At 57.7% G+C, this 21,443-nt stretch carries 23 protein-coding genes; 11 read left to right on the plus strand and 12 right to left on the minus strand.

The annotated features are described in order from the left end of the window. Positions 1 to 31: 31 nt before the first annotated feature. The 5 genes from H586_RS0108655 to H586_RS0108675 form a co-directional block, all read right to left on the minus strand. A complete protein-coding gene (locus H586_RS0108655) occupies positions 32 to 2,929 on the minus strand; it encodes an insulinase family protein (RefSeq protein ID WP_027181841.1) in 2,898 nt (965 codons plus the stop codon). A gap of 351 nt (positions 2,930 to 3,280) precedes the next feature. Further along, complete coding sequence (locus H586_RS0108660) at positions 3,281 to 4,051, minus strand: hypothetical protein (protein WP_011368506.1); 771 nt, start codon at positions 4,049 to 4,051, stop codon at positions 3,281 to 3,283. Between the two features lie 7 nt (positions 4,052 to 4,058). Continuing rightward, positions 4,059 to 4,817, minus strand: coding sequence for a GGDEF domain-containing protein (locus H586_RS0108665; protein WP_011368507.1), 759 nt, complete (start codon positions 4,815 to 4,817; stop codon positions 4,059 to 4,061). Positions 4,818 to 4,863: 46 nt separating this feature from the next. Next, positions 4,864 to 5,610 (minus strand): hypothetical protein, encoded by a 747-nt coding sequence (locus H586_RS0108670; RefSeq protein ID WP_011368508.1) that lies wholly within the window; start codon positions 5,608 to 5,610, stop codon positions 4,864 to 4,866. Positions 5,611 to 5,792: 182 nt separating this feature from the next. Then, complete coding sequence (locus H586_RS0108675; protein ID WP_027181843.1) at positions 5,793 to 6,101, minus strand: isoamylase early set domain-containing protein; 309 nt, start codon at positions 6,099 to 6,101, stop codon at positions 5,793 to 5,795. Between the two features lie 418 nt (positions 6,102 to 6,519). On the opposite strand from H586_RS0108675, the gene H586_RS0108680 reads away from it, so the two are divergent. Together H586_RS0108680 and H586_RS0108685 are read left to right on the plus strand one after the other, a co-directional pair. Beyond that, positions 6,520 to 6,807 carry a helix-turn-helix domain-containing protein gene (locus H586_RS0108680; RefSeq protein ID WP_011368510.1) on the plus strand — a complete coding sequence of 96 codons (288 nt, stop codon included), beginning with the start codon at positions 6,520 to 6,522 and terminating at the stop codon, positions 6,805 to 6,807. Between the two features lie 14 nt (positions 6,808 to 6,821). Continuing rightward, positions 6,822 to 7,214: a hypothetical protein gene (locus tag H586_RS0108685; protein ID WP_011368511.1), complete on the plus strand. Its 393-nt coding sequence runs from the start codon at positions 6,822 to 6,824 to the stop codon at positions 7,212 to 7,214. A gap of 365 nt (positions 7,215 to 7,579) precedes the next feature. On the opposite strand, the gene H586_RS0108695 is transcribed toward H586_RS0108685, so the two are convergent. The 6 genes from H586_RS0108695 to rplU form a co-directional block, all read right to left on the minus strand. Continuing rightward, positions 7,580 to 8,713, minus strand: coding sequence for an ATP-binding protein (locus H586_RS0108695; protein ID WP_027181845.1), 1,134 nt, complete (start codon positions 8,711 to 8,713; stop codon positions 7,580 to 7,582). A gap of 147 nt (positions 8,714 to 8,860) precedes the next feature. Beyond that, a complete protein-coding gene (thiD, locus tag H586_RS0108700) occupies positions 8,861 to 9,688 on the minus strand; it encodes a bifunctional hydroxymethylpyrimidine kinase/phosphomethylpyrimidine kinase (RefSeq protein ID WP_027181846.1) in 828 nt (275 codons plus the stop codon). Positions 9,689 to 9,723: 35 nt separating this feature from the next. Next, positions 9,724 to 10,863, minus strand: coding sequence for a glutamate 5-kinase (gene proB, locus H586_RS0108705; protein ID WP_011368514.1), 1,140 nt, complete (start codon positions 10,861 to 10,863; stop codon positions 9,724 to 9,726). A 26-nt stretch (positions 10,864 to 10,889) separates the two neighbouring features. Next, on the minus strand, positions 10,890 to 11,990 hold the full coding sequence (obgE, locus tag H586_RS0108710) for a GTPase ObgE (protein WP_011368515.1): 1,101 nt from the start codon (positions 11,988 to 11,990) through the stop codon (positions 10,890 to 10,892). 225 nt (positions 11,991 to 12,215) lie between these two features. Continuing rightward, on the minus strand, positions 12,216 to 12,485 hold the full coding sequence (rpmA, locus tag H586_RS0108715; RefSeq protein ID WP_011368516.1) for a 50S ribosomal protein L27: 270 nt from the start codon (positions 12,483 to 12,485) through the stop codon (positions 12,216 to 12,218). 19 nt (positions 12,486 to 12,504) lie between these two features. Then, the gene (gene rplU, locus H586_RS0108720) at positions 12,505 to 12,813 is read right to left on the minus strand and encodes a 50S ribosomal protein L21 (RefSeq protein ID WP_011368517.1); all 309 of its coding nucleotides are present in this window, start codon (positions 12,811 to 12,813) and stop codon (positions 12,505 to 12,507) included. Positions 12,814 to 13,289: 476 nt separating this feature from the next. Between rplU and rfbA the strand changes: the two genes are divergently transcribed. After that, entirely contained in the window at positions 13,290 to 14,165 is an 876-nt protein-coding gene (gene rfbA, locus H586_RS0108725; protein WP_027181847.1) for a glucose-1-phosphate thymidylyltransferase RfbA, read from the plus strand. A 352-nt stretch (positions 14,166 to 14,517) separates the two neighbouring features. Here the strand turns inward: rfbA and H586_RS20895 are convergent, their stop codons facing one another. Then, positions 14,518 to 14,658 carry a hypothetical protein gene (locus H586_RS20895; RefSeq protein ID WP_011368519.1) on the minus strand — a complete coding sequence of 47 codons (141 nt, stop codon included), beginning with the start codon at positions 14,656 to 14,658 and terminating at the stop codon, positions 14,518 to 14,520. A 179-nt stretch (positions 14,659 to 14,837) separates the two neighbouring features. On the opposite strand from H586_RS20895, the gene rlmD reads away from it, so the two are divergent. From rlmD to H586_RS0108775, 8 genes are all read left to right on the plus strand, one after another. Next, a complete protein-coding gene (gene rlmD, locus H586_RS0108740; RefSeq protein ID WP_034618952.1) occupies positions 14,838 to 16,211 on the plus strand; it encodes a 23S rRNA (uracil(1939)-C(5))-methyltransferase RlmD in 1,374 nt (457 codons plus the stop codon). A gap of 599 nt (positions 16,212 to 16,810) precedes the next feature. Continuing rightward, a complete protein-coding gene (locus H586_RS0108745) occupies positions 16,811 to 17,086 on the plus strand; it encodes an AtpZ/AtpI family protein (RefSeq protein WP_011368521.1) in 276 nt (91 codons plus the stop codon). Then, on the plus strand, positions 17,058 to 17,492 hold the full coding sequence (locus tag H586_RS0108750) for a hypothetical protein (RefSeq protein ID WP_011368522.1): 435 nt from the start codon (positions 17,058 to 17,060) through the stop codon (positions 17,490 to 17,492). Before H586_RS0108745 ends, H586_RS0108750 begins: the two co-directional genes overlap by 29 nt. A 4-nt stretch (positions 17,493 to 17,496) precedes the next feature. Further along, the gene (atpB, locus tag H586_RS0108755; RefSeq protein WP_011368523.1) at positions 17,497 to 18,198 is read left to right on the plus strand and encodes a F0F1 ATP synthase subunit A; all 702 of its coding nucleotides are present in this window, start codon (positions 17,497 to 17,499) and stop codon (positions 18,196 to 18,198) included. A gap of 59 nt (positions 18,199 to 18,257) precedes the next feature. Continuing rightward, on the plus strand, positions 18,258 to 18,563 hold the full coding sequence (gene atpE, locus H586_RS0108760; protein WP_011368524.1) for an ATP synthase F0 subunit C: 306 nt from the start codon (positions 18,258 to 18,260) through the stop codon (positions 18,561 to 18,563). A 109-nt stretch (positions 18,564 to 18,672) separates the two neighbouring features. Beyond that, positions 18,673 to 19,314, plus strand: a complete 642-nt coding sequence (locus H586_RS0108765) for a redox-sensing transcriptional repressor Rex (RefSeq protein ID WP_011368525.1) — start codon at positions 18,673 to 18,675, stop codon at positions 19,312 to 19,314. A 241-nt stretch (positions 19,315 to 19,555) separates the two neighbouring features. Continuing rightward, on the plus strand, positions 19,556 to 20,560 hold the full coding sequence (locus tag H586_RS18725; protein ID WP_081701804.1) for an SAM hydrolase/SAM-dependent halogenase family protein: 1,005 nt from the start codon (positions 19,556 to 19,558) through the stop codon (positions 20,558 to 20,560). After that, positions 20,553 to 21,341, plus strand: a complete 789-nt coding sequence (locus H586_RS0108775; protein WP_011368527.1) for an adenosylcobinamide-GDP ribazoletransferase — start codon at positions 20,553 to 20,555, stop codon at positions 21,339 to 21,341. Before H586_RS18725 ends, H586_RS0108775 begins: the two co-directional genes overlap by 8 nt. Positions 21,342 to 21,443 lie beyond the last annotated feature (102 nt).

Below are 21,443 nucleotides of genomic sequence, written 5' to 3' on the forward strand. Positions count from 1 at the left end.
CCGCAAGACTGACAATACGCAACCTTGCGGATTACATAATGCTCTTCACTGCCCAGCCGTTCCGCTCCGCAGCCTCTTCCACTCCGGCCCCGCCCAGAACGCACACAGTGCCTGTCCGGGCCGCCTCGGCCAGCACATCGGCAAAGCGGACAAAGTCTTCGGGGGTGGTGGACAGAATCTCATCACGCATCTGCTGGCGGCGTTCTTCCGTATCACCCGTCAGTGTGCGCGCCAGCGATGCCATGCCGCGGTCATGGGGCAGCATATGGGCGTCCAGTTCGCCGATGGCTCCCACCACCGAGGTGACCAGCTCATCCTTTGTCAGAGACAGCGAACGCAGATATTCAGCGCTGCGGTCATACACGTCAAGCGTGGCTTCCAGATTGGGGTCGCGGTACGACACCTGTGCCAGAACACCGCTTGCACGGTCAAAGGCGCAGAAAGCACCGTAGGCCCCGCCCTGCACCCTCACCTTGTCCCACAGCCAGGCCATGCGCAGATGCTTGAAAATCACATTGGCCGAACCGTGATACCGGTACCCCAGACTGTAAAGGTCGGCCGCCTTGCCCACGTAGTTAACCTGCGACGGGACGCACAGTGCCTCATGCACAGGACGGATATCGGCAAACCAGGCCGGGGGTACATCCTGTCCTTCGGGCAGCGAAGCGGCAAAAGACGATGCATGCGGCATGGCCGCTGCCAGTGTTGATCCGCTGCCCGTCATGTTGAGCACCGCACCGGCTCTGCCCACCAGCGCCTGACGGACGGCCGTCAGGTCGGCCAGCACGCCGTTCCAGTCTTCATCAACACGCCGCACAAGTTCGCGCAGGTATTCCAGCGCAGCCAGACCGTCCATCTGTTCACCCAGCCAGCCGCTTTTGCCGAAATGCGACCGCAGACGCGACATGACCACCATATGTCCGGCAGGTACCAGACGGTGCTCCATACGCGCTTTTTCTTCCAGCAGAATGGACCGGAAGCGCTCTTTCTGGTCAAGCTGCGCGTCCAGCAGCACATCGCGCATCAGTTCAAACAACGCTGCGGCGTTAGCCTGCGTCGCCTTGCCCTGCACAAACAGACGGGCATCGGGAGTACGGTCGTCCACACGGGTCAGCACCACGCTGTCGGCATCTATACCGCCTGTCTTGCAGGCTATGCGCATGCCCATCTCCACAAAATCATACCGCGATGTGCCCATTTCCACCATGGCCCTGCCCAGCAGCGGCACCAGCGGCACCAGTCCCGCGGGAATCCTGTTCAGGCTGAACCCTGCATCGACATACAGAATACCTTTGGCGTCAATGTCGTGCGTTATCAGACGCATGCCGTCCAGCGGCGATTCCTGTGCCGGTATGGGCGTATTGACGACGGCAAGGTCATGCAGCCCCAACCGCGGTATGGTGGACAGCGCCTCGGGAGTATCAGGTTCTTCCTGCATGCGGCGCAGTTTTTCGGCATTGGCGCGCACGGCCTCAAGCCCCTGCTCATCCAGCGAGGCACGCACAGCGGCCAGCCGCGACTTTTCTCTTTCCGCACGGGCTTTGTCGCTGTTTTCAGCAGGCACCAGCACCACCGTGGCCCTGTGCGTGTTGTCCAGCAGCCAGCGGCGGATAAGATTTTCAAACACGGGCTCACCGGCGGCCACACGCGCCCTGATGGCGTTGACGGGCTTTTCAAATGCCAGCTGCGAAAAAGGATCGCCGTCATAAAGCCACGTGGTCAGCGCGCGGGTCATCACCGCCAGCCCCACGGGAAAACGGCCCGTATTGTTTTCGCGCAGATCGAATTCCACCGTGTTCATGGCAGCCTCGATGCTGGCGGCAGGCACGCCGTCTTCGGCCAGCCCGCGCAGCACCGAAAAAATCAGACTGCTGATCTGTTCCTCATCTGCGGGGTCTATCCCTTTGAGTCCGGTGGAAAAATACAGCTGCCGCAGTTCATTTTCCAGTCCGCCTCCGGCAAGATCTTCACCCAGTCCCGACTCTATGAGCGCCTTGCGCAGCGGCGAGGCAGGCAACCCCACCAGAATGTGGTCAAGCATCTGCAGGGCAAAGTTGGTCTCCGCGTCGGATGTTTCCGGCAGCAGCCAGTTGACGGTCATCATGCCCCGCCTGTCGCTGTCCGCACCGGCGGCGTACGGTACTTCCAGACGTTTCGGCGTATCAAATGTCTGCTGCAGCGGCACTTCGGACTGAACATCCAGCGGACCGAAACGGTCCAGCAACTGCGACAGCACGGCCAGACGACGGTCTTCCGGATCATCGCCCCAGAAATAAAAACGTGCGTTGGCAGGATGGTAGTACGTTTCATGAAACGCCTTGAACGCCTCATACGTCAGATCCGGAATATGTTCCGGATTACCTCCGGAATCGAGCCCGTAGGTTATGTCAGGAAAAAGCGCCTGCTGCGAACGTTCGGCAAGAATGCTTTCAGCAGACGAATACACGCCCTTCATCTCGTTGAAGACCACGCCTTTGTAGGTCAGCGTGCCGTCCTGCGCCGTCTCGTAATGCCAGCCTTCCTGCTGAAATATTTCGGGAGTGATCCGCGGGAAAAACGCGGCGTCCAGATACACGTCCACAAGGTTGTAAAAATCGGCCAGATTGGTACTGGCAACCGGATAGCACGTTTTGTCGGGATAGGTGAACGCATTGAGGAACGTCTGCAGAGAACCTTTGAGCAATTCCACAAAAGGTTCTTTCACAGGGTATTTTTCTGACCCGCACAAGACCGAGTGCTCCAGAATATGCGCGACACCCGTGGAATCGTGCGGCGGTGTGCGGAAGCTCACCCCGAAGACCTTGTTTTCGTCGTCGTTGGACATGGAAAGCAGCGCGGCACCGGTGGCATCGTGCCGCCACAACCGCGCTCTGCTGGAAAGCTCTTTTATCTCGCGTTCTTCTACCAGTGTAAAACCATGCTTGTGCAAGGTGAACCTCCCGTATCCGGATACTCGAAAAAAACTCCGCTCTGGGCGGCAGTTCAAGACTAATGACAATAGCTGCAGATACCTGCGGCGCAGCGCATGCGGCGTATGTCCGGCAGCCGGACACAACCGCGCCAGCGGAATATAGGCACCCCTGCGGGGAAAGCAAGGATCACTGCAAAATGCAACACCGCGCAGCCCGCCGTACCGCGCGCAGACCAGCACCGTGCACGGCGGTTCCGGCACACTACCCCATAGCGATGATAATGAAAACCAGTCTGAATTCCGGCGGAACTGCCGTGGCGCGAAAACCGTCAGCACCTGCCGGACAACGCACTGCGCGGTGCAAAAAAGCTATTCCAGCCGCCGGCTGATCACACGCATAACACAACGGCACTGCCTGTCCAGTTCGCACCACAGATCTTCCAGATCCGCCGTACCGCCCGAGCGGGCCTGCCGCTCTATACGGCGGGCAACCTGCGCGGGTCCGTACGAAACCATATCCAGAAAAGAACCGGCCATACTGTGGGCGATACCGGCCACATCGGCCAGCCGGCCTTCGGTGACGGCTCTGTACCCCTTATCCAGTTCCTGCGGCAGCGTTATCATCATCCGGCGGTAGAGTGTTGTCACATCCTCCGGTTCCAGTCCGAAATCCTCCGCAATCTGCACTGCGGACATGACCATGCAGTCATCTGCCGGCTCGCAGGCCGCCGGGGGCTGCTGCCCGCCCGAAATCCGTTCATACAATGCGCACAAATCCTGCAGCTGCGCCGCAGTAAGGGGAACCTGCAGCACACAGACAAAACCTTCGGGAGCAGCCCGTTCGACCTGCTCTCCCGCGCCGGTTCCGGATTCAGGCATCAGAGCGGCCACCGGCAGTTCTGTTCTGACCGTACTGACAGATACCGTACGCAAGGCTGCATAAAACCGCAGCGCCTGCCCTGCCGCCGAAGTGAAATCGAGCACCACAAGGCAGGGTTGTGCCCCGAGCAGCACTTCCACTGCGGCGCCTTCATCCTCCACCAGCCGCACATCAGCACCACATGCGCCCAGACGGCTGCCCACTTCACGCACCATGCTGCCGCATCCCAGCACCAGCACCGCGTCGCCACGCTGCTTCATGGCTGCTTCACGCTCCTTTCTCCGCCGCGGGGGCGGCCAGTTCCACACGGTTTCTGCCGTTTGCCTTGGCCCTGTACAAAGCCTCATCCGCTTGTTCCATAAGGTCATGAGGCAATACAGGCACCGATCCGGCTTCCATACAGGCCACGCCCAGCGACACCCTTATGGTGGTCTCGCGTCCGCCGCCCACAGGAATTATCTGCTCTTCCACAGCCGCGCGTATGCGTTCCGCCAGCGCGGCGCCACCGTGCATGTCCGTACGCGGCACCACCACGGCAAATTCTTCGCCACCCACGCGCGCCAGCACGTCTTCGGTGCGCACACAGCCACGCAGTGTGGAAGCCACAGCCATCAGCACCACGTCACCGGCCTGATGGCCCAGCGTGTCGTTGACTTTTTTGAAGTGATCAAGATCGAGCATGATGACACACATGGGTGAGTCCTCGCGCTGATGGCGGGCCACTTCCTGCCCCAGCCGCAGATCAAAATGACGCTTGTTGAAAAGAGAAGTGAGAGGATCGATAAGACAGAGACCGGCAAACCGGCGTTCGTGCCTGCCGATGATAAGGCCGAACAGCATGAATACCAGCACGGTACCCACAAGCATGTAGGCAAACAGCCAGCGTTCATAAAGCGGATGCTGAGGATGGATATCGCACAACCACCTGATGACAAACCAGCCAAGAGGGGCACCCAGCCCCAGTGCGGCACCCTGCAGGGGCCTGCGCAGGGCCTGCAACAGCGAAACGGCTCTGGTCGTCAGCATGGTGCGGTCTCCTAACGGGGCGGGCCGTCCTGCCGACGGCCACGGTTCAGCGCATCCATGACCGTGCTATACGGAACACGTCTTCATAATCCAGCCTGTCGCGGATACCCAGGCACAATTCCGTGGACATGCGCATTTTATCCTGCACATCGCGCAGCAGCACCATTTTGTGCTCGCGCAGCCATTTACGGACAAAAGGAGCATCCATACCATCGATAACCAGCGCAAGACCGTCCACAAAGTACGTCGAAGTTATGACGGGAAGATACGGCTGGCAGGCATCTTTGCCCTGCTGTCTTGCAAGCAGCACGTAAAAAAGCAGCGTGACCATCAGCTTGTCGTCCTGCTGCCGGTGGCTGACATCAAAATATCTGTCCTGCACGGCTTCACGCTCGCTCATCAGCTTAAGCAGTTCATGCGCCAGCGACAGGGCCCGCTGCTCCGTAAGCGGGCAGCGGGGGAAACGCGCCGCCATCTTGGCCATGCTTTTTCTGGGGTTTTCCCCCTGTGCGATATCCATCAGCGCTATACGCATAAGGTCATAACGGCGCTCAAGTTCGGACAGCACGGTTTCTTCGCGCGCTGTGGCCAGCAGCCGTATGCGCGACTCACTCATGGAGCCGGAGCATATTTCCAGCAGATGACGCACAAAAGGCTCGGGGGTATGTTCCGCCTCGCTGTAAAGCGCTTTCATGCTGCGTCTGCCGCCCGCCAGTTTTTTTAGCGCCAGCCAGTACGCGGCCACACCTTCCAGCGGCATTTCAAGAATATCAATTTCGCGGTGTTCGTGCATGGAGCATCCCGGCTGTATCGCTAAAAGCTGACAGAACAAAAACCCTGCGGCACTACATAGCATATAGTGTTGCCGCGTCGTCTTTCAAGCTTTTTCAGCCGGATACCGCAAAAAATAAAAGGCCCCGCATGGGGGCCGGATGTGTGCCGCTGCGCGCGGGGCAGAAGCAGGCAGTGCGGGTGCTACAGTTCCACCACGGAATTCTCTGTGCGGGCAAACTCGCACCAGACATAGGCATCCGCAGCATCGTCATTAAGCCACCGGGAACCGTCGGCCAGATAGCGGAACTGATACTGCCGCCCGGTTTCCAGCCCCACCTCAACCGAAAAAGAACCGTCCTTGAGACGCTTCATGGGGGTGGAAGTTTCATCCCAGCCGTTAAAGTCACCCACCACGGCAACATGCTGCACGCCGGAAACCGCTTCGGCGGGCAGACGGAAGCGCACCCTGCAACGGGGCTTCGTTTTCAGAAACTGTTTGCTAAGTGACATGCCGACCTCCAGAATTGCATGGACCAGGGTTTACCGGTATCACGCCTGTCCGTTTCCGAATAATGGTTTTTTTCGTATCCCACTATCAGCCCAAACACACCACGGCGTCCAGCCGCAAAGCAAAAAAAGACTCCGGATTCCCTCATTGCGTGCCATGGACACCAACCATAAAAAAATAATGCCCCCCTTTACCGCCCAAGGCAGCCCGCAGCAGTCTGTGCAGTGCCTAACCATGCGCCATACTGCGGCAAACATACTTATGCCGTATATAGTGCTGCCGACATGCCTGTGCCTGATACGGGTTGAGCTTTGTTGACACCAGTTAACTTAGAGTGGTAACGGCGTTACTGAGTAATGGTACCGTTGTCCCGGACAGTCTGCCGTCAATAAAGGCCGACCTTTAGCCCTGCTGCCGACCATGAAAAAAACAACGTTCACAGTAGGCGAAGCCGCAGAGCTTCTGAGCTGCCATAAAGAGACCATCAGGCGCGCCATAAAAGACGGCAGCCTGAGGGCCGCGCAGCTGGGACGCGGGTACCGCATTTCCCGGGCCGATCTTGAAGCTTTCTGGACGGCAAAAGGCGGAGGATCTCTTTTTGAACAGGAGCCGCCCGAAGGCACTGCGCCTGCCCCGCCCGAGCCTGCACGCAAAGAAAAGCCGAAGAAACCCAAAGGTCCGGAGCAGCTGACCCTGCCCACTTCGTAAGAGGAGGTTGCGGCATGAGTACAACCCAAGGCAACGGTGTTATGGAAAAACTGACCCTGCAAAGCGATACCGGAGCGGATATCACCTTCCGCGGACGTCTGTTCTCCGAAAGTTCGTATTTTGATGAAGAGACAGGCATGATGACCCGTCAGCGGCTGTATGTGACGGATCAGAACCAGCAGGTATATTCCATAGTCACCAGCGACGGACGCAGAAAAGAACGCAGAGTCTACCTGCTGAAGGCGGAAGAGGGCGTCTGCCGGATTAACAACGGCCTGTACGACGTCACCGTGCCCGTGGAGCTGCTGATGCTGGCCGTACGCGGTCTGTGCGGCCTGACGGAAAGCGAGCAGAGCACGGATTTCTTTGCCGCGCTGGAAGAATCGCTCAAAGCTGCCAACGCCTGATCACCGGATGGTACGCCGGTCGGCCCCTTGTATGCAAAGGGCCGTCTGTTGTGGTGCCGCACGCTTAAAAGCTGCGGCCGAAAAGCTGCGACTGTAGAACTGCGACTGAAGGACTGCGGTCGAAAATCCGCAGCTGAAGCCGTGTGCCGTTCCACCGCCTGCGTTCTGAAGAAAACGCGGCCTGTACATGCGCGCGGAGCACATTCCCCGCCCCCCGAAGCCGCGCGACCGTGTGCCAGTTTGTGCCCGTGCGCCTGCGCGCTTTCAGCGGCGCATGAAAACAGATCCCCCCCCTAACAGCATGCATCGCCGGACCGCACCGTGCCGGCTCCCGTGCGGCTCCCGTGCGGCGGAAAACGTCGTGCTCAGCTCAGCACCGCGGGAAGCCACAGGCGGAATGTGGTGCCTTCACCCTCGCGGCTTTCAAATCCTACGGAACCTTTGAGATAGTTGTTGGTAAGCAGCTTCATGCTGTATGTGCCAAGCCCGCGCCCCGTTCCCTTTGTAGAAAAAGAACGCTGGAACACAAGCCACCGATGTGCCTCTGGTATGACGCAGTCGTTTCTGGTGTAAAATTCTGCGCCGCCGTCTGCCGGACAGCAGCCCACCGCCACGCAACCGTCCTGCGGCGAGGCTTCCATGGCGTTTTTCAGCATGTTCAGCATGACACGGCGCAACAAGGTCTGATCGCTTTCTATCATCAGACTTTCCGCCGGTGCCTGCACGTCGAAATGCACCCCTTGGGCCATTTCCATCTGCTGTACCGATTCCAGCACATCATTCATCAGTTCAGCCAGACACAACCGTGCGGGGCGGATACTCAGTTCATCCGATTCTGCGGCCAGAAGCAGACGCTGAGCCATGATCTCGTCTACCAGTTCTTTGGAAAAGCGATGCATAAGCAGACTTTCACCCTTCAGGTCCAGCGGAACCTCTTCAAGAATCATCTGCGCAAGGTTCTGCAGTCCGCCTGCCGTATTCAGTATGTCATGGAAGAAAATCCGCTCCAGTGCGCGGCGTCTTTTTTCGTCGCTGATATCGTGGATGGCGAACAGTACAAAATGCTCATCGTGCACAGTAAGCGGCGAAGCGCAGATTTTCAGGTCATAGGCCACCAGCACTTCATCTTCGCGCTTGGTTATGCGGCATTCCGCTTCGCGGCGTCTGCCACTCAGTCCGCACAGTATGGCGTGCACGGCTTCACAGCTGTGGCATGCGGGCGAGGTGCCGCATCCGGCCGCAGTGCAGCAGGCGTGTTCGCACGAAAACAGTTCGCCCGGGCGCATGCCTATCACCCTGTCTGCAGTTTTTTCACCCAGCAGAGACAACAGATTGCGGTTGGCAAAAACAATCTGTCTTGTATCATTAAGAATAACGACAATATCCGTTACTGAATCGAGCAGTGTGACCAGTGTTTCATCTGCAAAAAGCCTGCGCTGGCGTGCAAGCTCCGGCAATGTACTGCGTCGTGCGGGGGCAAAGTGTGTTTCAGCAGGCATAGCAACCTCAAAATGAATTGTCTGTAGGCAATGACCTACAATAAAACAACAGCATTTCCAAGCACTCCGGCGCTGTGTATAAAAAAAGACCTGCAGGGCAGGTCTTAATAGTTAGCAACAGCGATAGTACGCAGAAACAATGCAGAATCAGTCCTGCAACAGTGTTCCCGCAACAACTGCCGCATGATTGGGCGGTCCGAACCCCTTACCGGGGGCATAGCTTTCACGCAGGCAGAGGTTGAGATACTGCTGGGCTTTCAGAATGGCCCTGTCGAGCACATGCCCCTTTGCCAGCATAGTGGCGATGGCAGCCGAAAGCGTGCAACCTGTTCCGTGGTTGTTGGGCGTATCAACCTTTGTCTGCGGCATGGACACAGGCTCTCTGTTGGGCAGCCCCAGCCAGTCGATCAGGGTGTCGGTGCCCTCAAAGTGGCCGCCCTTGAGCAGCACGGCACGCGGCCCCATATCCAGCAGACGGCGGATAGCCTCTGCCACATCTTCTTTGGTCTCCACCGCCATACCGGCCAGCAGCTCGGCCTCGGGCCGGTTGGGCGTCAGCAGATAGGCCAGCGGCAGCATGCGTTTTTTCAGCGCCTCCACTGCATCCTCCTGCAGCAGACGGTGTCCGCTCTGGCTCACGCACACAGGGTCCACCACCAGAGGAAAACGTGCCTCCTGCGGCAAAGCTTCCAGCACATCGGCCACAGCCTCGATAATAGGCGCAGAAAAAAGCATGCCGGTCTTTGCAGCGCGCACGGGAAAGCCTTCCAGCACCGTTTCCAGCTGCAGGCGTACAAAATCAGCATCGGGGGCATGAATGCCGGTGACACCCAGACCGTTCTGCGCGGTAAGCGCTGTAATGACACTCATGCCGAAGCCGCCCAGCACCGTCATGGTCTTCAGGTCGGCCTGAATTCCGGCCCCGCCGCCGGAATCGGAACCGGCAATGGTAAGAACACACGGAGTCTCAGACATATATCCTCACTTTATCATGACCGCGGCGCCGCAGGTCACACCACGGCGTCCATCAGCATATTATCGCGGTGGATGGCTTCCGGGTACTGGTTGTCACCCAGAATGGCCGTAAGTTCCGCCGTGCGGTGGCCCATGATGCGCCGCAGGTCGGCGGCGGGATAGTTGCTGAGGCCCACCGCCACCACGGCACCGGCCGCAGAAGTGACACGCACAAGCGCACCACGCCCGAAGCCCCCTTCAACACCGATGATTCCGGCAGGCAGCAGGCTTTTGCCCGCCTCAAGCGCTTTTACAGCACCGTCATCCACCACCACCGATCCTGTGGGATCGGCGTGATACGCCAGCCAGAATTTGCGTGCCGAAACAGTTTTCTTTTCCGGTCGCACCCATGTTCCGGGTTCGTCACCGGCAAAAGCCCGCAGCATGGCATCGGGCTTGCGTCCGGGCAGAATAAGCGTGGGCACCCCAAGCTGTGCTGCCCGCCGTGCCGCCAGCAATTTTGAATACATGCCGCCCGACCCCACAGCGGTTTTACCGCCGCACATCACGTCCAGATTAAGCCCGTGCACATTTTCTATGCATTCCATGACACGCGCATCGGGGTTGGTGTCGGGGTTGTCGGCATATACTCCGCCGGCCGATGTCAGATTGATGAACAGGTCGGCATCCACCACATTCAGCAGCAGACTGGCCAGACTGTCATTGTCGCCGAATTCCAGTTCGCGTACGGCCACTGTGTCGTTTTCATTGACAATGGGCACGGCATGCCAGTCCATAAGTGCCGCAAACGTGTTGCGGGCGTTAAGAAAACGGTGACGGCTGCGCAGGTCGTCCTTGGTGAGCAGTATCTGCGCGGAAATAATGCCGTGTCTGCCGAACGCCTCGTCATAATAATGCATGAGACGGCTCTGCCCCACGGCCGATGCCGCCTGCTTGTGCGGCATGCCTTTTATCTCGCAGCAGCGCCGCAGCACGGCACGCCCGGCCGAAACCGCACCGGAGGACACCAGCACCACATCTACGCCGCGGCCGTGCAGGTCGGCAATCTGGGCCACCAGATTATCCACCACGCCCACATCCAGCCCGTTGCCGGAAGTAAGCACCGCACTCCCCACCTTGATAACCACTCTGCGGGCGGAATCCAGAACCTGCCCGCGCTCGGTCTGCCAGTCCATGGCTTTCAGACGCCTCCGCTAAAAGACTATTCGCGCACCCAGACTACTTCCACATCAAATTCCTCTTCGGGTTCAGGCTCTATCTGGCGCGAAGAATCAAGAGGAACATTCCTGTCCAGTTCGGCGAGCATTCGCCACATTTCACTTACAACCGCGTCCAGTCCTTCACCTTCCAGAGCGGAAATGAAGAAAATCCGGCGGCCGTCAGCTTCGGCTCTTGCGCGCAGCCCGTCAACCTCTTCAGGAGGCAGCAGGTCTATTTTGTTGACAACCTGAATCTGTTCGCGGCTGCCCAGCGTTTCGTCAAAACGCTGCAGTTCGTCGTTGATCAGGTCGAAACCGGCCCACGGGTTTTCCATGTCCACATCTTCTATGCTCAGAATGTGTACCAGAAAACGTGTGCGCTCCACGTGCTTGAGAAAACGGTGCCCCAGTCCCTGCCCTTCGTGAGCACCTTCAATCAGGCCCGGAATGTCGGCGATGACCATGCGTCTGTCCGGATCAAATTCATCCATCATCACGCCCAGATTGGGCACAAGCGTGGTGAAAGGGTACGCGGCGATTTTAGGCTTTGCCGCCGAAACCTGAGATATGAAAGTCGACTTACCGGCATTGGGCAGACCCAGCAGACCGGCATCCGCCAGAATTTTAAGCTCAAGCCTCAGAGATTTTTCTTCGCCCGGTTCGCCCGGCTGTGAAAAACGGGGAGCCTGCATGGTGGATGACTTGAAATGTTCATTTCCCTTGCCGCCACGGCCACCGTGGGCAATGACGACTTCTACGTCCGGCTCCGAAAGATCGGCGATAAGGCTTTCGGCACCGTTTTCACCGCGCTCGAAAACCAGCGTGCCCACGGGCATTTCCACCACCAGATCCTTGCCGCCGCGGCCGTGCATCTGGCTGCCCTGGCCGGGACGGCCGTTTTCTGCCTGATATACCCGCTTCAGACGGAAATCGTACAGGCTGAGCAGGCGAGTGGATGCCTTGAAGACCACATTTCCGCCATTTCCGCCGTCCCCGCCGTCCGGTCCGCCTCTGGGAATGAATTTTTCTCGGCGGAAAGAAACACAGCCATGGCCGCCGTTGCCAGAAATAGCTTTGATTACTGCTTCGTCTACAAAACGCATAAATATCTGCCTGCTGCAAAAAAGTGTCGTTACATGCCGCCCGGAAGGACAGCAAAAAAGCCCCGCCGTACACCAACGATGCCATAAAGCGTCCCGCGTGGAAACAGCACGCCGTATCCGCCGGATTGCCGCCCGCAACTGCTGCAGACGACAGCCCAACGAAAAATAGGGCGAAAGACGCAATGCGACTTTCGCCCTTGACGTATCGTCAGAAAAGAGACGGGCTTACTGCTCCGCGGGCAGCACGTGCACGCGGGTGAGAACCCTTCTCTTACGGGTAAATTTTTCGTAGGTCACCACGCCGTCGCACTTGGCGAACAGGGTGTAGTCTTTACCCAGACCCACGTTGTTACCGGGGTGAACTTTGGTGCCCAGCTGACGGACAAGAATGTTGCCAGCCAGAACGGACTGTCCACCGAAGCGTTTTACGCCACGCCGTTGGGCGTTAGAGTCGCGACCGTTCTTGGAACTGCCGCCTGCCTTTTTATGTGCCATGACTCGGACTCCTTACTTGTTAGGCCGTAATGGTCTTGATTTTCAGGGCAGTGTAGTCCTGACGGTGGCCCTGTTTCTTGCGGGAGTCGTTACGACGCCACTTGCGGAAAGTGATGACCTTTTCACCACGGCCATGCTCGATAACTTCGGCGGTCACCTTGGCGTTTTCCACATAGGGAGCGCCCACAGCGAACTTGTCGCCGCCGAGCATGAGAACTTTATCAATAGCAATTTCGCTACCGGCATCGGCGGCCAGCTTTTCGACGAAGATCTTGCAGCCTTCTTCGACACGGAACTGCTTGCCACCCGTTTCGATAATCGCGTACATTTCAAAACCTCCAATGAAATGGGGAGAGGCAGAGTTATCCTCTTTTTCAGCGGGAGTCAACAACAATTTCCGCAGCCATACTCTCCGCCAGCCAACCCCTTCCCATATCCTTCTCCTGATATATTTGCAAGCATCAGCCACGGCAAGGTCCCGAACACGGCAAAACGCACAAAACTAATCACAACATAACAAGCTGATATAAAATCAAAAACAACAATCGCAATTACTATTTTTCACAGAAGACTATTTTTATAAGTGACAACCGTTCAAAGATAACCTATTTCTCTCCCTGAGTGTGTCTCATCTCGTGTCCGGGGAGAAGCACCGCACCAAGGCCCTCCCCCAAGGCTTGTTCTCCCCGGACCCCTTTTCTCTCTTTCTCCCCCTTTCATTATCTCTTTATTCCACGCCATGTTTTGCGTATGTATGACGTTCTGCACGTCTGCATACCACATCAATGAACACGAGGTTTTGGAATGAAAGGCATCATTCTGGCGGGCGGTTCAGGCACGCGCCTGTACCCCATCACCCGCGGCGCCTGCAAACAGCTGCTGCCGGTATATGACAAGCCCATGATATATTATCCGCTTTCCGTGCTGATGCTGGCAGGCATCCGCGAGGTGTGCATCATCTCCACGCCTGCCGACCTGCCGCGTTTCCGCGATATTCTGGGCGACGGTTCCGCGCTGGGGCTCAGCTTTTCCTACATTGAACAGCCAAGCCCCGACGGACTGGCTCAGGCTTTTGTACTGGCACGCGACTTCATTGCCGGTCAGCCTGTCTGCCTTATACTGGGCGACAACCTGTTTTACGGCACCGGACTTGCCACCCTGCTCGAAAATTCCGCACGCCTGCAGCAGGGGGGCATCGTTTTCGGCTACAAGGTGCGCGACCCCGAACGGTACGGCGTGGTGGAATTTGATAAAAACGCGCGTGTGATCAGCATAGAAGAAAAGCCGCAGAGCCCCAAGTCGCGCTATGCCGTCACCGGACTGTATTTTTATGACGGCCGTGTGGCCGATGTGGCGGCCGGGCTGACTCCGTCTGCCAGAGGCGAGCTGGAAATAACCGACCTGAACAACGAGTACCTGAAACAAGGCAGGCTGCAGGTGGAATTTCTGGGACGCGGCGTGGCGTGGCTGGACACCGGCACATTTGAGTCACTGCATCAGGCATCGTCTTTTGTACGCGCGGTACAGGACAGACAGGGCCTGAAAATAGCCTGCATTGAAGAAATCGCCTACCGCAAGGGATACATCTGCGCCGACAGACTGCGCGAACTGGCAGCCCCCATGATGAAAAACGAATACGGCAAGTACCTCATGGAGGTCGCCTCCGAAGCGTTGCGCTAGCCGCAGACCTGCCACCGGAAATCACGGCGCAGACGGGCTTTGCGCCAGATCAGGAGCATGGCGGCGCGGCATCGCCTGTCACGCGCCGTACGCGCCCCGCAGTCGCAAGCAGCAAAAAGCCGGCTCCTTCCGGTCAGGAAGAAGCCGGCCTGCAAAACACCCAAAACACCCAAAAACCATTGACGCGCTGCGAAACAGCACGGCAATACATCAACCGCATAAGCGCAAACAACGGCACCGGCAAGCGGCCTGCTGGCCTGTGGCGGCCCGCCATGCCGCGACAGCATTGAAGCAACTATACAAGGTGACCGGCGCGGATAAAAAAAGTATATCCGCCTCCGCGCGGCACATCCTAGTGGTCGAGATGCTCACCTTTGCGGATACGGTAAAATGCGGTGTACAGAATGATAGCGAAATAAATGAAGATGAGGCTCACACCCACAAAGCCCTGCGGGGTGGAGTGCATCATGTTGTGAAACAGCTCGGTTAGCATGGCACAGCTCCTTGTTGTTCGGCGTTGCCGAAATGTGACGACTGCTGTCTACTTGCCGGAAAATCAGCGCATAAGTCAAGTTCCGTTTTGTGATTTTGCGCACAAATAAAACATAGCATACGATAATTACAGAACATTCCTGAACGAGCAAACACTCGCTTTATAAGAGCAGCACAAACATGAACACCCCGACCACTCCCGCCGAAGGCGACATACTGCACCTGCAGCCGCACACACTGACCACCGGAGGCCGCGCTCTGGCCCGCCACGGCAGACTGGCCGTTTTCATCGACAACGCGCTGCCCGGCCAGACAGTGACAGCCCGCGTGACCAGATGCCGCAAAAATTATGCAGAAGCCACACTGCTTGGCGTTACCGCTGCCGCAGACTATCAGACCGAGCCTTTTTGCCGCCATTTTGCAGAATGCGGCGGGTGCAGCTGGCAGCACATGCCGTATGCCATGCAGCTGGAATGGAAGCAGCGTCTGGTGCACGACGCTTTTGTGCGCATCGGCAGAATTGCGGAACCGCCCGTCCTGCCCGCGCTGGCATCGCCCGCACAGCGCTTCTTTCGCAATAAAATGGAATTTGCTTTTGAAAATGACAGTCCGCAAGGAATCCGCCTTGGTCTGCGCGCCAGAGGTTCGCATGACGTGATCAATATAAGCGAGTGCCAGCTGCAGTCGCAGCGCTGCGTGCGCATCGTGGATTCGGTAAGGCGCTGGGCCGCACAGACCGGACTGACAGCATGGGACGTGCGCGGCGGAGAAGGATTTTTCCGCTATCTTGTCATCCGCGAAACTCTGTATACCGGCCAGTGTATGGTACAGTTGATTACCGGTCCGGAAAAAACCGGCGGCAATGCGGGAGCCCGTGCGGTCAGACAGCTCGGCGATCTGCTGGCAGAGAGCGGCGAAGGTATCACATCCTTTATACATGGCGAACGCCGCTCGCCCGTACAGGCCGCGTATGCCGAAAAGACCTTGTACAGCACAGGAGACAGCCACCTGACGGAACAACTGAACGGCAGGACGTTCACCATGGCTCCGCATGCCTTTTTCCAGACCAACACAGCGGCGACGGAGATTCTGAGCAGAACCGCCGCTGACTATGCCGGTCAGGGCGGCGTACTGTGGGACCTGTACTGCGGAGTGGGCACCATGGGACTGGGCATGGCTGATCAGGTAACGTCGGTGACGGGCATGGAAGTATCTGAAGAAGCCGTACAGTTCGCCACACTGAACGCCCGTAATCAGCAGGTGCCGCAGGCCCGTTTTTTGGCGGGCGATGTACGCAGACTGCTTATCAGGCACAAGGAAAAACCCGACATAGTCATCACGGACCCGCCCCGCGCCGGCATGCATCCCGATGTGCTCTCGGCTCTCATATCCCGCGCACCGCGCAAAATTGTCTACATATCGTGCGATCCGGCCACGCAGGCGCGTGACGCAGCGGCTCTGACAGACAGCTACCGGCTTGAAGCTGTGCAGCCCGTTGATATGTTTCCTCATTCTGCGCATATAGAAAGCGTCGCCCTGTTTTCAATACGATGACGGCATGGGCCGGAATATCCTCGCCGGACTGATTCTGCAGGATTTACCGGACTGCCCCGACGCCCTTTCCGGCGCACTTTATAGCGCGGCAGCATGCGCTGAAGCCGCACAGCTGCAACGCCAAGGATGAGCCGCCAGTCCGCCGCGGAAAAATGCAGCCGCTGCCGCGCGATGCCGTCACCTGCCAACACCCGACAGCGCTCAGGCACGACGGAAAGGAGCACCGGACACAGGCCAGAAAACCACACAGAAAAGCTTGCCCAACCCGGCTTCAACCGGCACCGTGCGGCACAGCCTGTGGCAGCCCGCCGCTATTTTTGCATTGCCGCCGCAACGCGATAAACGTACACTGCCGGCGCCGTCCGCGTGTCGTTCCGTACACGGCAAAGCGGCACCAGACCCCGGACTGCAGCGGCTCTAACATCAAGGAATACACGCAGCTGCCGAGCTTGTGAAAAATTTCTAAAAAGGCTGTCAGCAACCCTTGTAATTCGTTGACTTGCCCTATCAGCCGTGATAAATCGGTTTCCACTTGTGAAGGAATGCACGAACATAAACCTCACAGTGGGCGCTGTCGGGGCGTGGGAGTGCAATCCGCTATGTTCTTTAAGAATCAGTTCAAGGTCAAAGACAGGTCGTACTTTGACGCGCTGACCGTAGCCGGTTCCATGGGACTGCATATGGTCACGCACACTCTCGTGGGGGGAGTGGCAGGGTACTATCTTGATGAATGGTTAGGGACCAAGCCCTGGCTGCTTCTGACTTTTCTGATATTCGGCATCGTTGCCGGATTCAGAAGTGTCTTTCAGGACACGAAGAGACTGTCGAGAAAACAGGCGAAGAGCGATGCTGAGAAGTTTGATTCTAAGGATTGACAGGCATCTGTGGACCAAGGGGTTCAAGGCGCAGGAAATCCGGACGGTCGCTCGGAACCAGATTCTTCTGACTCTTGGTGCAATCCTGGCAGCAGCGGCGCTGGGATGGAAGTTTCAATGGCTTTTCTGGTTCGCGCTGTGCGCGGGACTGGCTTTATGGAACTTTTATTCACTGGCGCAGTTCATTCAGCATCTCATTCTCCGGACTTTTACCAGAGACATGGTGCTGGGGATGCTGCTGCGGTTTTACGGCAGGCTGGGTGTGACCGGTATAACTATGGCCGGTCTGATTGTTTGGCTCGATGTATCGCCCTTTGTGTTGATCGCAGGTTTTTCAACCGTTGTGGCGACCACACTGGTCTGGGGTCTTTCCAGACTGGCCGGGCATAAAGTCAAGGAGGCATGAGGGAATGGCAAGTGGGCTGCCGCATCCGGTACTCCTCAGTGATCTGGTCGGACTGGGTCACATCAATGTCGGCGGACAATCCGTCGAATTCAAGCACGTTTTTTACACATGGTGTGTCATGGCGATGCTGTTCGCGGTTTCATTCATTGTCCGCGGCAAAATCAAAATGGTTCCCGGAAAACTGCAGAACATCTTCGAAGTCATCATCGGAGGACTTGAAGAGTTTGTAGTTTCCATCACGGGCGAAGACGGACGCAAGGTTTACCCTGTCCTCATCGTCTTTTTCCTTTTCATTCTCTGCATGAACCTGACCGGTCTTGTGCCCGGCTTTGACGCGCCGACCGCGAACATCAACACCACCGCTTCGCTGGCGCTGTTCTGCTTTATCTACTACAACTACATCGGCATCCAACGCTGGGGCGCCGGTTACATCAAACACTTCATGGGACCCATGTGGTGGCTTTCGCCCCTCATGCTGCCGCTGGAACTTATCAGCCACACCGCCCGTCCGCTTTCGCTCTCTCTGCGTCTGTTCGGTAACATCCGCGGTGAAGAATTCGTGCTGATTCTGTTCTTCATGCTGGCACCCATCATCGGCACAATTCCGATCTACTTCCTGTTCACTCTGGCCAAGGTACTGCAGGCGTTCATCTTCTTCATGCTCGCCACCATCTACCTTAAAGGCTCTCTGGAACACGCCCACTAATGGGGGAAATGGTCTTAGACCAACAACATAACCTAACTTACACGTAGGAAGGAGTTATCATGCGCAAGTTTCTGATGATCGCCCTGAACACCCTGGCTATTCTTTCTGTCGCAAGCCTCGCATTCGCCGCTGACGGCGGTGCCGGCGACGGCCTCGTCCTCTTCGGTGCAGCCATCGGTATGGCTATCGCCGCTGCAGGTTGCGGTATCGGTCAGGGCATGGGCCTGAAGGCTGCTTGTGAAGGCACCGCCCGCAATCCCGAAGCCGGCGGCAAAATCATGGTTACCCTGATTCTGGGCCTTGCCTTTGTTGAATCTCTGGCAATTTACGCCCTCGTTGTTAACCTGATGCTGCTCTTCCGGTAGTCGGAACATCTCAGGCGATTTCGAGGAGGCCGGGTTTCCCGGCCTCCTTTTGTAGTTTTGACTCGTTATTTATTTCACATTCACCATCAACTGTAGTATCGTCACCTTTATGAGCGTTAAGAGCGAACATATCCCCCGTGCGACTATCCAGCGACTGGCCGTTTATGTGCAGGTGCTGGAAAGCCTGCAGCGGGACGGCACCGAGGTAATCTCGTCCGAGCCACTGGCCAAGGCCTGCAATGTCAACGCATCCCAGATACGTAAAGACCTTGCGTATTTCGGTGAATTCGGCGTTCGTGGTGTCGGCTACTACGTCAAAAATCTCATCGAATCCATCACCAGCGCACTGGGCGTTGACCGTGAATGGAAAACGGTGCTGATAGGCGTGGGCAACCTTGGACGCGCCCTGCTGAACCACAAGGAATTCAAGCTGCGCGGTTTTCACATTGTGGGCGCATTCGACTGCGACCCCTTCAAGATCGGCGAAGAAATTTCCGGTCTGGAAGTAGTGTGCACCAAGCGGCTGAAAGAACGTGTGGGAGATCTGGGCGTGGAAATAGGTATAATCACCACCCCGCCGGAACGTGCGCAACGTGCTGCAAACCACCTGATTGAAGCGGGTATAAAAGGCATACTGAACTATGCTCCGGCGCGTATCACCGTGCCGGATGATGTTTCCGTGGAGTATGTGGACTTTTTCCACCATCTCTACGCGCTGTCTTTCAATATCACGTTCAACAAAAACAAATAGCAACGCGCAGCATACCGAGTCTGCCGCCCTTTCCCTGCGGAAAAGCTCAGACCGGATACAGCCGTTACGCTGCACGGAATACCGGCCGCACCGCCCGGTTTCCCGCAGCAGCATTCAGGCAGGAGCCGCAGCCCCTGCGTTGACAGACAATCACAGGCCGAAGCGCCGTTCCGCACAGAGCCGGCGGAACGCAGCAGCACGGCCTTTTCGTGTTTCCTTTGCCATAAAGGAATAAGTACGCATGCAACCAATTGTATTACTGACTGATTTTGGCCTGTCAGACCCATATGTGGGACAAATGAAGGCTGTACTGCACACCCTTGTTCCCGACGCTCCCGTGCTCGACCTGAGCCACGGTGTTCCGCCGCACGGAGTCATGCAGGCAGCTTTTTTTCTGGCAGCCAGCGCGCGGTATTATCCGGCAGGCACACTCTTTGTGGCCGTGGTTGACCCCGGAGTGGGCACCGGCAGACCGCTGCTGTATGCCGAATCAGCAGGCAGGTTTTTTCTGGCACCGGACAACGGGCTGCTGACCTGCGTGCTGGGGCAGGACGCCCGCATATTCCGGCTGGAAAGTACCGCACAGCAAACCGCATTTGCCTGTGTCCGCTGTGCCAGCCTGAAGCCTGCCACAGAACAATACCATGCGGATGCCCACCCGATGCAAACAGTGCCGCCGTCGGCCACCTTTCACGGACGTGACATTTTTGCCCCGCTCGCAGCCATGCTGCGCCGCGGTCCGGCCACCGGACTGCCGGCGCATCCTGTCCGGCCGGAGGATATTACAACACCTGACTGGAACCGTGCCCGCGGCAGCAGCAGCCGTCTGGAAGCCACAGTGATGCATGTGGACAGATTCGGCAATCTCCTGCTTAATGCCTCAGCGGAGCAATGGCTGCCGGTGGTGGACGCATGGCAGAAGCGCACCGGTTCAGCCGCCGGGGTGGTTATGCGGCACGAAAATCACCCCCCTGTCATGCTGCATGTGGTAGAGACCTACGCGCTGTTGCCGCACCTGACCGACTCTGTACCGGCCCGTGTAACAGTATCGGACAGAGTAACAGTATCGAACAGAGTAACAGCATCAAACGGAGTAACAGTATCGGCCGGATCGCCCGCGGGACTGCTGGCGTCCAGTCAGGGCTATCTTGAAATCGCCTGCAACTGCCGGCCTGCATCGCAGGTGCTCGGTCTGCGTACCGGCAGCAACATCATACTCACCCCTGCGGAGAACTCCCATGCCTGAACAGCAGCCTCCTGCCACCGCGTCCGGTTTACTGATCCGTGAGTGGCAGGTATTTCTGGACGGTCTGGCCTTTATGACGCGGCTGAACCCCGCCCGTATGATTGCCGAAGGAGCTCTGGCCGCCACCATGCGTCAGATGCCGCTGTACGGGCTGCTCATCGGGGCATTGTGCACGGTGCCGCTGTGGACGGGAATGACTGCGGGGCATGCGCTGGCCGGCAGCTGGCTGTATGTGGGGCTGGGCATGTGGCTTACACGCGGACTGCACTGGGACGGCTGGGCCGACCTGTGGGATGCATGGGGCAGCAGCGCAACCGGTGACAGGTTCTGGCAGATAATGAAAGACAGCCGTACCGGTGCATTCGGCGTCATGGCCATAGTGCTCGGCATGGGCGGCCAGATGATGTGTTCTGCCGAGATACTGCAGGGCATGCCTGCGGCACAGGCGGCAGGAGTGCTCATATGGGCGCCTGCACTGGGACGCACGGCATGCGTGCTGTTGTCCTTTTCCGGCACACAGGCAGCGTGTTCGTCACTCGGCAGGCAGTTTCTTGATGGCGCCACCCCTGCAGCGCTCGGCATCAGCGTAGTGCTGTGCGCCTTTTCCGGCGTCTGGCTGACAGGTGTCAGAATTCTGTTGCTTTCGCTGGTGTTTCTAGCTCCCGGCATTATTGCCCTCAGGCGGCTTTCGCGCAGGCAAAACGGCCTCAACGGCGATTTTATGGGCGCAATAATCATATGGGGCGAACTCTCGGCCCTGCTGGCGGGTGCTCTGGCCTGATCTTTGCTTTGCCTGTAGCTGGCGACTGCACACGTTGCAGCCGTACATTCCGGCTATATGATATTGTCTTCACAGCACCCATTATCTAAAGAGGTTTTCCGC

Source organism: Oleidesulfovibrio alaskensis DSM 16109, from assembly GCF_000482745.1.
Classification (GTDB): Bacteria; Desulfobacterota; Desulfovibrionia; order Desulfovibrionales; family Desulfovibrionaceae; genus Oleidesulfovibrio; species Oleidesulfovibrio alaskensis.